The organism is Mycoplasma sp. 6243 (genome assembly GCF_051200785.1).
Classification (GTDB): domain Bacteria; phylum Bacillota_I; class Bacilli_A; order Mycoplasmatales; family Metamycoplasmataceae; genus Mycoplasmopsis.
This window is the reverse complement of record NZ_CP195154.1, coordinates 704,593-718,903: the sequence shown is the minus strand read 5'-3', so window position 1 is coordinate 718,903 and position 14,311 is coordinate 704,593. Positions and strand designations below refer to the sequence as shown.

Sequence of the window (14,311 nt, the reverse complement as noted above, 5' to 3'; positions counted from 1 at the left end):
ACACCTTTATATAAAAATATAAAAAACAAAATCTGAAAAAGTGGCTTGTAGCAAATAAAATATTTGCGTAATGCCACAGATATAAAGTTTTTTTGTTTCTTTTTTTTCAAAAAAAGAAAATTCCCCCGCCTATTTTGCCATTAGGCGGGGGTTAGGGGGTGGTAAAAGTGAGAAACCCTTAAAAACATTTGTATGTGTATGTTTTAAACGATTTTCCTGTAAAGGAAAATCCCAAGGCTTGCCTTGGTAAAATATTCATAAATTTTGTTTGTTTGATTTTATAAATTTGTGATGTTATCGAGTTTTTTACGAGCATCTTCGAGTTCATCTAGTATTTGTTGCAATATTTTTATTTCATCAGCTGTATATTTATCAGATGAAGCAATTTTTCTAATTTTTAAATCAAGTAATTTATTAAAGGAGAAACCACTCGAAAGAAGTCTTGATATGATTTGTACTTCTTTTACCCCTAATGGCAAGCGTTTTTCGAATGCTATTTTCTCATAATGAGTCATATCTTTTGTAGATATCGGTTTTGCTTCATATCTTTTATTTTTGGTTCTAAAATATAATTTTTCGTCTGTTCCTATGACAAATTTTATATCTGTGCTGCTATTAATTTTAATTCTTTTGTCATTTTCATAGGGTGCATAATTTACATTATTATAAGTTACTGCAGCAGCATTAATTTTTCTTTTTATCTCTAAATCAAAGTAATTTTCTAGGTATTCTTTATGTGGTTGTCTAAAGAAATTACTTTGTGGATTTTGTATAACACTTTTTCTTGTAATATTTAAATAATTCATTAATTCACCTATATTTTGGTTCAATTCTTCAATTGTTTTATAATTGTGGTCTTTTATTCAACTTGGAATTCTCTTTTGTGCAAAATCTCAAAAACGTTCAATATGTGGTTTTCCGTTTGATTCAGAAGTGGTTATAAATTCTATTCCTAAATCTCTTACGGCATTATATGTAGAAGCATTTGATTCAGCAGAATTATAAAAATTCTTTCTGTTATCTGTAATAATCATTTGTGGAATTCCATAATTATTTATCATTTTTTCAATATTTGATTGATGTCCATTTAATGATTCTGCTTTTTCTCAAAATGTAATGACAAAATTAAACCTGTTGCTACATCAATGGAACCAATTAATGTTATTTCTTTATTATTTAAGAATTTGTGTGAGCATCCATCTATTTCTACCCTTTGACCAAATGAGAAATTTCGTCTTTGTTCGGTTCTAATTACTTCTTTTTCTTAGGTTTTTTAAAAACCATATTATCAAAAAGATATTCCTTATTCGTTAATTTTGCATACTTTACATATTTTTTGCAGAATTTTTGCTCACTTTTATAAGCAAAAGCAGATGTAACACCTAATTTTATTAGTCTTTTATGAAATTGAGAGTAAGATATATTCGAGTTTATTTTTTCATTATATAAAAACAAACTCAAATATGAATCTGTTGAACTCTTCCCGTCGCTAAGTGAGGAGTTTTTATTATTATAATCTTCTGCTAATTTCTTTATCTCTTCATTTGAGTATTTTCAGGCATGAATGTTATCTCTATTCTTATGAAGAACAAATTTTTTAATAAACTTCTTCTCCCTTTTATACTAATTTTCTTATATTTAATAACAGTTACGAGAGATTTTCCGATTTTTTTGCTAAACTCTGTATTGTTAAATCACTAAATTGCATTACTGTTTGTAAATTTATCAGTCTTGTTTTTTCGAAATTAGATAATTCAAAGTTATTGTTCATTATTAAATCCTTACAAAATTATATACTATAGTAATTAGTAAAATTTTGTTTAATAATTCACGTACCAAAACAAACAAAACAAAAATTTTTCTAAATCAGATTTAAATAAAACTAACGCAAATTGCATTAGTTTTATAATCCTATTTAATTTTATCAAAGTTCATATATACTCCACCATAACTTGTGTTAATACTATAAAGTTGTGGTCAAGCTGGATCAAGTCTTGAACCAGGGATATTGTTTCTAATTCAGTCGGTATCATCATATTTTCAATAATGTGAAGCAGAGTAGTTTGGTGAAATAGATGTCGGTAAGGTTGGATCATCGGCATTTACTTTTTTCAACACTGTTAAGATGTCATTTCTAGAAACGGATTTAGCCAATAAGTCTAAATATTTAACTTTTTGATTAAAGGTAAGTCGTTTTGATTCTACAATAACATTACGAGCAAACTTCTTAGCACGTGGGTTCATAACTTCTCCAATCATGAAGTTTGCTTGTTCTTTGGTAAATAAAGTAACTTGTGGTTGATTTGTAGTATCCTTACCAGGTTGTGGACTAGTTACATAATGGTATCATTTTAAAGCAAGTTCTTTGTAGTAATATCCGATATGTGAATCACCTGTTTCTAAACCAGATATTTGGGTAGGTGCTCACTCTTTAATTTTCTTACTTACATCAAAAGTGATATCAGCAGTAAGAGGTTGTGGATTTACCTTAAAGAAGTTGTTTAATAGATATTCTTTAAAGACTTGGAATGAACGGTAGTCAAATAAATAATTTAAGAATTTCTTTTGTGCTGCAATTTTTGCATCACCAGTTGAGTTTGCGATAGCATTCGAAAGTTGTTTTTGTACATTATCTGGTAATCTAAATTGTTGTCATCCAAATAATGGATTTGATTTGGTATCAAAGAAATTACCATTAGCAACATTAGCATCGTAATCACCTTGTTCACCAACATATGCATCAGTTTGTAAATTTGGTGAATATTTATCAATTTCATCCATAATTGCTTTAAATGCTTTATAAGTATTTGTAGAACTGTTATTGATACGGTTATTTCAATCGGAGCGCTTATTATTATTATTATTATTAGCTGCTGTTGCATCACCAAGTTTTGCAGTAACTGCAACAAGAGCTTCTTGTCGTAATTTTTCAAGTCTGTCTTTAACTATGTTTCGGAATTTATTTACTAATGAGTTATCTGTAGTAGAATCTGCTTGTGTAAGTAGTTGTGAATACATTGCATCACCTTCTAAAGGAGCGACGATGTTTTTAAGGTTATTTCTTAGATTTTGAATTTTTTGTTTTTGATCATTAAATTGTGATTCATTGTATTTATTGATGATCGCTTGATATCTATATGTTGAATAATCGATATCTCTAATACTATTAAAAGAATCAATATATTTTTTGTAATTATTATAAAATGATGGATCTTTTGTTTTAATTACCTCTAAGTCGTGAGATAAACGATCTTTTATACCCATGAATATAGCATTAGCTTGTTTTTCAATGTCAGTTAATTTAGTGATTTTTTCATCTTGCGATAAAGTATTATCATTTATTATTGATTCTCGCTTTTTATTTAAACTTTCAGCAAGATTTTTTAGTTCATCTGTATAAATATTAGAATATCCACTATTAGTACCTAATAATCCATGATTATTAAATGCTTTTTGTGATTCGCTTACAGCATCATTATATCTTTTTTGTTCTTCTGCTTTGGCTTTATCAGCGATTTCTTTTTTCTTAGCATCAATTTCTTTTTTTATCTCTGCTAACTTAGCACTATCTCCATCAGATATTGCTTTTTCAATTTCTTTTTTCTTAGCATCATCAATTTGTAGGATGTTTTTATATGTTTCATCCTTAGCTTCACTACTAACTTGTTGATTAATATCGGATATTCCTAAAGCATCTTTAATATCATTAATGGTATTAGTATATGATGCTTGTGCTTTATCAATGATATCTTGCTTTTCTGTATCAGTTTTAGCTTTTGATAATTCATCTGCTAATTTGCTTTTACTTTGCTCATCGATTCCATCGAGACGTTTAATAATGGTATTAGCAATATTTTCCTTATTTTTTTGTTGTGCAATAGCTAAAGCTTTTTTATTTTCAATTGTTTGTTGAGTTACATTAGCAGCATCTAAACCATCCATTAAATTATTTGATTGAATAATTTCTTTTGGTAGTTTATTAATTTCTTTTAAAGCATCATCTTTAAGTTTTTTAATTTCTGAATTTACATCAGTAACTACTTGTTGGTATTGGCTTTCTGTGGTATTAACTGAATTAACTAAATTCTTCAATGAATCATAGTTAGATACTTTGGTAGCACCAGTTGAACTAAGACGGTTAAGTTGGTTTTGTGCTTCAGTTTTCTTTTGATTTAAATAATTTGAAACTTCTGCTTTTAAATTATTTAAAGTAGATGTATCACTTTTATAAGTCGATTCATTAGCATAATCGTGATTATTTACTGCATTGTTTTTATTGGTAAAATCATTTTTCTTACTTTGATCACTTAAACGGTTTATCAATTCAGATATTTGATTTTTAAGTTCTTCTATTTCTGTACCACGTTTATACTTTTTAGCTTCATTAACAGCAGAATCTATACTATTTTTATCAGTTGCATTATATAATGAATTGTTAATTAAGTCATTTTTCTTAGATGCATATTTGCTGTCGTTTAAAATAGTATCAATTTGTGATTTAGCAGCATCAACTTGTTGTTTTAAAGTAATTGCATCATTTTTAATTTTTGTTGCAGTTGATGAATCCTTAGCATTTGATAATTTAGTTTTTAAATCAGTTTGGTTACCAGATTGTAATTTATTAATTTCACTTTGAGCTGCATCGATATCTTTTTTAAGTTGTACTGCTTTATTTTTGATTGTATTATATGAATCAACACTTTGAGTTGTATTATTTGTCAATTCACTTTGTAAGGTTGATTTTTGATTATTATCTAATTTATTTATTTCATTTAAAGCATCATTTTTAGCCTTAGCAACTAAGATTTTGTTTTTTAAAGTATCTAATGTACTTTCATCATGTGCATTACCTAGTTCAGTAGTAAATTGTGATACTTCATTAGATGGCAATCCAGCTGAATTTAATGTATTTTGTACATCAGTAACCTTAGCAGCAACCTTAGTAATTTTTGCTTTTAATGAATCTAGTTTTGTTTCGTTATCTCCGTTTGTTGAATTTACTTGACCTTTAAAGTAAGTTTTTTGAGCATTATTATTTGCAAATTGTGAATCGATATAAGAGCTAACTTCATCTGATTTGGTTTTAATACGTTTTGCTTCTTCTTTTAGATCTAATAATTTTTGTCCGTCGTTGTTTTCTTGATTCTTTTTGCTTTCTAAATAAGATTTTTGTGAACTACCAAGTTTATTAATTTCAGTTTGTACATCATTACGAATAGTATTTAAAGCAGACTCTGCTTGTGTTTTTTTAGCATTAACATCATCTATTTTTGTAAGCGAATCAACTTGATAATTAGTTCTTTGTGAGACAGGAAGTTTATTTATTTCTACTTTTGCAGCATCCTTAGCAGCTTTTAAAGAATTTTTAATTTCATTAAATTTATTATCAACTTCTTGCTTTATTTGATCAAGATTTGCATTTGGTTCTTTTGCTTGATTAATAAAGTTATTTTTATCAGTATCAGGGATAATACTTTGGTTATTAACACCATCAGAATTTAGTTTTTTATTATTAATATATGCAATAGTATCATCAACTTGTTTTTGTCTTTTGGCTTTATTTTCAATATCTACTAAGGTATCTTTAGTTAAATCACTTTGTTTAAGTTGATTTTCTAAATTGGTTTTTTCTTGCGATTGTGTTAGTGCATCAACTTGAGATTTTACATCAGATTTTTTATTATTAAGTTTTTGATTTACTTGATTAATGATGTTATTTAAAGCACTTTCGGTTGCTTGATCATTAATTTGATTATTGGTAATATATTTATTAAGAGCTTCTTTTAATTGATTATAATCATTATTTTCAGAATTGTTATCATTTACTTTTAACTTCTCAACAGCAGCAGAAGCATTATCTTTAATTTTTGCTAATTCATTTTTTAAAGCCGCAGTTGCATCAGTAATTGCTTTTTCGTTATCAGCAGGATGTTGGTTGGCCACAAACACTGAATCTGTTGAATTAGCATCAAAACGGTTTTTAGTTTTGGTGAATTCATTATTTAGATTATTTAAAATAGTTTGTGCTTCTTGACCCTTTGCTTGTGCGACGGAAGGATCAGTTGCTGCATTTATTGCATTTTTTAATTCATTCTTTTTGTTATTTGTATCTGCTAATTTATTAACTATTTGTAAAGCATTATTTTTAGCACTAGCAAGTGCTTGGTCATGACTTTGTTGAGCAATAGCTTGTTTTTTGATTTCATTAGCTTGTGCAACTGATGCAACATTATTAAGTTGTGTTTCTAACTTAGTTTTTTCAGAATTATTTGTAGCAATTTTATCTACTTCAGTTTTTGCTTGTTTTTTAGCTTCTTCAATAACTTGTTTCTTTAAATTATTTAAATCACTAATGGTGTCTTTACCAGTTGTAGAAAGACTTGAAGGATTTGAACTAAGTTGATTGATTTCATTTTGAACTTCGTTTTTCTTATTTGCAAGAGTTGTTGCAATAGTGTTTTCAACTGCTTTAATTTGATCTTCGGTGGTAGCATTTTGTAAGTTTTGTTGCGCTTGCACATGTGCTACATCACCAGTAATTTTATTTAAATCCGCAGTTGCTTTATCTTTAATAGTTTTTAAAACATTTGTTGCAGTAGTTTTTTGAGTATTTACAGCATCAGATGTAGTAGCATTATTTATAGCATTAATAATAGTTTGTTTTTGAGCATTAGAATCTGAAAGTTTATTTGCTTCGTTTAGTGCAGATTCTTTATCTTTTTGCAATTGTATCTGAGTTTTGATTTCTTCGATTTTTGCTTTAGTAGGTGCTGAATCAATTTGTTGTTGTAATTTTGCTTTTTCAGAAGTATTAGTGATATCATCCAAAGAAGCTTTGGTTTGATCTTTAAGGGTGCTAAATTCTTGGTTTATTTTGTTAGTAAAATCTGTATATGCTTTTTCGGTATCAGTTGTTTTAGCAGTATTAAATTCTGAATCTTTTTCATTACCAAAGATTTTGTTTGCAGCTTCAGCCTTTGCTTTTATATCGTTAAATTTAGCTTCAATTTTTGTTTTTAAAGCATTATATTCAGATTCTTTGTGAGCACCTTTTAAATCATTTTCAAATTGTTTACGGTTGTTTCCGTTTTCATTCACTGGAATAAATTTATTTAGTAAATTATTAATTTCTTGTTGTTTAGAATTTAGATATTCAGTAACTTTATTTTCAGCATTTTTAATAGTTTGTGGATCACTGCTTCCTGCTTGGTTTTTAAATTCATTCTTTTTATCAGTCGATACATCAATTTTATCTACTTGTTGATTAAATGCTTGTAAAGCAGACTGGATTGCAACGGTTTGTTCACGGTTTTTTGTAGTTACATCAGCAGATAATTGATTAAGTTCATTAAGTTTCTGATTCATATCTGCTTCAGATGTAGGATGAGTATAAGTGATTTTATTTAATCGAGTAGTATATGGACTTTGGTCTCTTGATAAAATGCTTGAAATACTTGTTTTAATTGGATCGGCTTTTTCTTGAACCTTAGCAGCATATTCAAGTGATTTAATTTTTGCATATGTATCTGTTTTAGATGCATCCTTTAATTCTTTAATTAATTCTGCTTTATTAGATGCAGATGTAGCATTAATAGCATTTTCAGCATCAGTGCGAGCTTGTGATATTTTTTGTTCAACATTAGTTTTAAGTTGATTTAAAGCACTTTCTGTTTTAGATGTATCGTTGATAAGTTGATTATAGGTATTATAATCTGGAGAACCTTGTAGTTTATTTAGTTCAGCTAAAGCAGCATTCTTAGCAGTTTCAACATCTTTAATCGCTTTATCTTTAACAGTTTTAACAGCATCTAAGGTAGTAGCATTTTGTAGCTCGTTATTATATTCATTTGCTTTGCTTGCTTTATCAATATATTGTTTAGCCTCAGTTTTAGCTTGTGCTAATTGAGTATCTTGATTGCGTTTAGCAGCTTGAACTTGTGATTCGATGTTGTTTAATTTGTCTAAGGTAACATCAGAGGCGTTAACTTGATTTTGGTAATTACCTTTGTCTCATAATTGATTAATTTCTTTAGTAATTTGTTCTTGTTTGTGCTTGATTTGTGCTTTGTTTTTGATGTTAGATAATTCAGTATATGTTTGTTTGCTGGTATCATTTGCTTCATTTTTTAATGTGGTTTTAGTAGAATTATCTTCAACTTGATTAATCGCAGCAGTAACTTCATTTTTATAGTCATTTAAAACTTTGTTTGCTTCAGCTTGGATGGTATTGATGTTATTTAAATCATTACTTTGGTCAAGTCTTTGTTTTAAATTATCGTATCTGTTATTACCTTTTAATTTTTCAATTACTGCTGTTGCTGTAGTTTTAGCATCGGTAATTTCTTTTTCTACTTTTGTTTTAACATCATTTGCTTTAGCAGATGTATCTGCAGATTTTAATTCATTTTCTAATTCAGTCTTTTTAGCAGAATCATTAAGTGATGCATTAATTTGGTTAGTAATTTGTGCTTTCAGATTTTTTAAGTTAGTTTCTTCAAGTTGTCTTTGTGTTTGAATCTTGTCATAAACTTCTTTAATCTTTTCAAGTTTATTAACAAATACTGAACCGGTATTAGTTTGATTATATGCATCATTTAATTCTTTGGTAAATTCTGCTTTTTTGCTAGCATCTTCAACTTTATTGTAAAGGGTTTCTGCATTTTGTTTTAATTTATCTTGAGCTTGTTTTAGAACATCATCAATTTGGTTGACAGTAGATAAATCTTTGGTAGCAGGGGTAGTTGAACTGGTAGACCCACTTCCAGGTATTGTTGAACCACTTTGTGAACCCCCAGAACCTTGAGTTGCTGCAGTAGGAACAAATTTTTCAGCTGTTTGCAGTTTTATATCCAATTCTTTTGCATCGTTTGCATCTAAACTGCTATCAATTTTACTTTTATATTGAGCAACAACTGATTTAAGGTAATCTGGGATAATAGTATTTTTAATTCTTAATAAATCTTCATCAGTTCGAGCATTTTTAACTTGTTCTTGAAGTTCGTTATACTTATTAAGATGACCAGGATTTTCATTATTTCGATTAGTAGGTTGAATCTTTTGAGAAATTTCTTTTTGTACATCATCGCGAATGCGTTTTAGTTCAGTATCAATTTTTTGTGAATCTTCTTTTAGTTTAGAGATTTGAGTTTGGCTATCAATAGTTTTTTCAATTTCGGTTCTTACAGAATTAGAACTATTTAAAACATTTAATTTTTCTTTAACTTGTGCTTTTAAAGCAGTAACTTGATTGCTTTGATCTGTAAGTTTATTATTAACATTAGTTTCGACGTTTTGTAAACTTTCTGCATTTTGGGCTTGATTTAAATCATTTTGGAGTTTTGCTTTTTCAGTGCTTTCTTGAATCGTATCAATTAATTTTTGAATACCTTCACGAGTCTTTTGGTTATTGATTTTAATGCGTTGTGCATCTAACTCTCCCATATTAGCAGCATTATCAATTGCTTTTATTGCAGCATCTTTAAAATTTTGATCACTTACCCCTGTTACACTTTGAACTTTTTGATTATTATCAGTATATGTATATCCATTTAATAGTTTTTTTAAGTCAGCTTGTTCATCTGAGAAGATTTTAGCAGCTGCATCTTTAATTTGTTTATATCCACTTTCACTTTGGGTACTATCAAGATTACCTTGTTCAGTTTCTCTAGATTGTCTACCAGTAAGTTTATCAACTTGAGTTTTTGCTTCAGCCTTTTTAGCATCTAAGAATGCTTTGATTTTAGCCATAACAGCAGCAACATCCTCGTTGCTTCGTGCATCATTGATTAATTGTGCATATTCATCTTTGGTTGCTTTCGATTCATCTAAGTCAATATTATTATTAGCAGCAGTTGCAGCATTAATTTGTGGTTGTAAAGCACGGTTATATGCATCCTTGGCTTTCAAGTCCTTGATTACTTGATTTAAGGCATCTTCGCTTTGTGCTCCATTGATTGATACATTAAATGAAGTCTTTTGTTCAGGGAAAAGTTTTTTAGAATCTAAGGTTGCTAAAACTGCTTCTTTATGAATTTGTAATTGGATTGCAGTTTTAGCATCGTTTAAATCTTGAATGGTTGCTGCAGTATTAACCATTTGATTCAAGACACTTTTTTGTTCGTTGTTTGTAACGGATGAAAGTAATCCTAAATCATTTTGTTTTTGTCCTTCAAAAGCAGCATTCATTTCGGAAATATAGTCAAGAATTTGTTGTTCTTTAACTTTTGATGTATCCATAGCCGCTTTAATATCAGCATATTTTTTATGCATTGTATTATCACCGACTAATTTAGCGAGGGTAGCATCATATTCTGAAAGTCTAGAATTTATTTTATCTGAAACACGATCACGTTGTTGTTTTGAAATGGATTGGGTAGTTCAGTGTCCGGAAGTTACGATGTGATCAGCGTCGGGGTTGTTCAAACGGGCTACATCGGCTTTAGTATCGGCATTATAAGCAGCTAACTTAGCATCAATGTCATTATTTACTTGATTAATTTGTGTTTGATTATCAGCAGCAACTAAAGCATCTTTTAATGCTTTATTATCAGCAGCAACAACATTAATTACATCATCGATTCGATTTGATACTTGTGCTTTAGCATCGTTTAAACGAGTAATTGCGGTTTGTTTAGCTGCAGCAATAGCTGCTTGTGTTGTTGCAGCATCAATATCATGGATAAGACCTTCGTTGTCGTTAAGTTTTAACGCTTGTGCTTTAGCATCATCTTTTAAAGATTGTAAATATGCATCAACTTCTTTAATAACACCATCAACAGCTACTTGAGATTGTGCAGCTTGGATTTTTTCTTTAAATTCATCAAGTTTTGGGCCTGCTAATAAACGAACTTGTGTATCTTTACGAGCTTGTGTTTTTTTGTTAGCTAATTCATCTTGTTCTAAAGCAATGGTATTTTTGATGGTTTTAAGCATATCACGAGCATCTAATAAACCTAAGTCAGGTTTATTTGCACGTTTATTGAATAAGTCGATATTTTCTGGTTTATATAATTTCTTGATTTGTTCTTTGGTTTGTGCTACTAAATTAGCAATTTCATTGTGTTCTGATTCTATTTGTTGGTTAATTTTATCTAAAATTGCATTTGCACCCGGAGTATCTTCATTGGCTTTGGTTGCTTCTAGTTCCTTGGTTAATTCAGCAGCTTTTTGTGGATCTTGTACATTTTGTAGTTGTGCATCAGCAGCATCATGAGCGTGTTCATATGCAATAGATTTATTAATTTTGTCTAAAACATTATTTAAGTCTTTAATGGTATTTGAATTGATGATATCTTGTGCATATTTAGCTTTTTTGTCAGTATCTTTAAGACCAGGATTTGCTGCACTTCCATCTCCATCTAAAGTATCAATAACTTTATCATGCACATCCGAGAATGCTTTGTTGGCTTGATCAATAACATTTTGGATAGCGGCTTCAACTTGTGATGCACCAAAAGAAGATTCTAAATTTTGCTTTAAATCTCCGTTATATTCAGTTAATCCACCTTCGGTGCGAGCAATAGCTTTTTTAGCTTGATCTTTAAGTTCGTTAATATATGAATCAACTTGATCAGAAATAGTTTTAATTTCTTGTGGTGTTTTAGCATTAGAAAGTTGGTTATATAAATCTAGTTTTTTTGGATTAGCATTCGATAATAAACCTAATTTATCTTTAGCAGCAGTTTTGGCAGCCGCTAGTGCTGCATCTTGGTCTGCTAAGGATTTATTAATTTGCTCTGCTAAAGCAGCGCCAGAAGCAGCATCAGGCAGTGAATTTATTTTGTTTAAAAACTCTTGTTTTGCTTTTGGATCGATGATATTATCAGCTAGGTTGTTTAAATGTGATTGTTCGTTTTGTAATTTAATTTGATTATCAATTGAACCTAATAAATCGTTTGCAGCATTTGAATCATTGACATCAACTAATTTATCACGAAAAGCAAGTTTTTTAGCAGGATCGCTAATTCGATCAATTAAAGCACCAATTTGTTCTTTTTGTGAATCAAGTTGGTTTTGTGCATCAATACTATTAGTAATTTCATTACGGATTTTAGAAAGATTATCAAAAATGGTATTTTGATTATCAATTGTCTTTCCGTTTGAATCACTTGTAGCATTTTTAAGGTTATTTAATAATTCTGCTTTCTTCTTAGGATCTTTGATGTATTTATTAATAATATATTCAAGTTGTCCGTTGGTAAGTTTATTATCTGATTCAAGTTTGTGGTAGTTTTTAATATCTGAAATTAATCCTGCTAATTCAGCATTGTTAGTTACTTTTAATAAACGATCTTTAAATTCTGCTTTTTTAGTAGTATTTTCAATTTGATCGATTCCGGCTTGTGCTATTTTTTTGTTTTCTTGGAAGTTATAAATATCTTCAATTTTTTCCTTAGCATCTAAAACTGCTTTAAAGGCTTGATTAGTGGTTTTGTCATTAGGATCAAAAAGTTTTTCAGGATCGAATTGTGCTGAATTTATGGTGTTATATTCTTTAGCCACTTTGGCTTTGTTTTCATCATCTAATTTATTGTAATATTCCTTAGCACGCTTTTTAGCTTCTTCATAGTTATTAACTGTGTTAGCTTTTTTAGATAAGTCTAAATAGTCTTTTGCTATAGCATTAGGATTATTATTTAAATCAGTAAGTTTGTTTTGTAGTTCTTTTTTAAATTGACTAAATTCACCATTAGGATCGATTTTATTGATATCATCTTGGGTGTTATCTTTAATTTTTCGGAAAATACGTTCTGCTTCTAATTCTAAATCAACTACATCTTTTTGTGTTTTAGCATCAACAAGCGCAACATCTAAACGGTTTTTATTATCATAATCACCATCTAGTAAACGAATTTTGGTTCTGGCTTCTTTTTTAGCAACATTTAACAAATCAAGTGCTTTTTGTCCTACCTTATTAATATCTTCTAGAGTATTAGCATTATTAAGTTCATTTAAAAGTTCATTTCTAGGTGGATTATTCAGTGCTTCAATTTGAGCACGTGCAGCATTTCTAGCATCTTCGATTGCTAAAACACCTTTTAATTCAGTTTCGATGTTATCTAAATCTGATAAAAGGTTAGCATTATCGATATCATCGAGATATCTTTGTTTAATAATTTCAGGTAAATTTGAATTATTAACTCTGTCTTTTAAAATTTTCTTTTTAGAATTTAACAATCCTTCAACCCCAGAAATTGCTCTAAGTTTATTTTCTATTTGTTTTTGGATATCAACAAGTTCTGGGATGTTTCCAGCTTTATCAATTTTATCTGAAAAATCTTTTTTAGCAGCTTCATCATCAAGAACATTATTTAACTCATGTACTTGTTTTCTTAAGTCTTCTAAATCACGGTTTTCTTCTGAATCTAAGATTTCATCTACTTTTTTATTAATGGTATCAAGTTGTCCACCAGGTAGTTCATCACCTGGAGCTAATGTAGTCATATCTTGATATACATCATCCCTTTGGTAGATATTTTGAATTTCTTTTGCTTTATCAGCAACTAACTGAGTTTTATCTAATAAAGTAGATAACTCATGTAATTTTTCTTTATCATCCCCTGCTCTAGCACGTAAATCTAAAAAGTTATCTTGTATTACTGATGGAAGTTTAGCAATCTTAGCATCAACGCTTTCTTTTAGTTTTGCTAACTCTTTTGCTTGTTTATCAATTAATTCTTTAAGACGATCAATTAAAGGTTCTACTTGCTCTGGTTTGGTTGCTTGTGCAGCCTGAGCAATAAGTTCATCCTTATCCTTAGAATCATTAAGTTTTGGAAGTAATTTATCGAATTCAAGTAATTTATCAAGAGCATCGTTGAATGTAATCAAATCATCAAGATTGGTAAAAGTAGTAACCTTAGAATCAAAATTCACAAGTTCATTTAACTTGTTATTTACTGAATTAACTGCTGCATCGGTGATTTTCTTATTTATTTCTGCAAGATATTCAAATTGTCTTGGGGTCTTATATGTAGTTGGTAATTTAGATAAATCTGCAAAAAGCAGCCTCTTAGTTTCATCAGAAATATTTACCCTTTTTATATCATTTAAAGTTTTATTATATAAGGTTTTATATTGATCACTTGCTTGTTTGCGATCATATAAAATTCCTATTGTTAGTCCTGTGACAGTTGTAGCAGCAACTGCAGCAGATGAAACAAAAATTATTCCTTTTCTTTTGTTAGTCATAATTTCTTCCTTTATATTTTACTTATTTAATTTTGTAGTTTTTGTTATTTTTATATATGTTGACTGTATAAAAATTTTATAACAAAAAAACACACAATAAATTCATAGAATAAAATTATAC

3 protein-coding genes are annotated in these 14,311 nt (G+C 29.0%); all 3 read right to left on the bottom strand.

What is annotated here, in order from left to right; genetic code table 4:
- Positions 1-278: 278 nt before the first annotated feature.
- Entirely contained in the window at positions 279-1,061 is a 783-nt protein-coding gene (locus ACR82Z_RS02925; RefSeq protein WP_435128550.1) for a hypothetical protein, read from the bottom strand.
- Between the two features lie 587 nt (positions 1,062-1,648).
- Entirely contained in the window at positions 1,649-1,771 is a 123-nt protein-coding gene (locus ACR82Z_RS02920) for a hypothetical protein (protein WP_435128362.1), read from the bottom strand.
- A gap of 140 nt (positions 1,772-1,911) precedes the next feature.
- Complete coding sequence (locus ACR82Z_RS02915) at positions 1,912-14,190, bottom strand: hypothetical protein (RefSeq protein ID WP_435128547.1); 12,279 nt, start codon at positions 14,188-14,190, stop codon at positions 1,912-1,914.
- Positions 14,191-14,311: the final 121 nt, after the last annotated feature.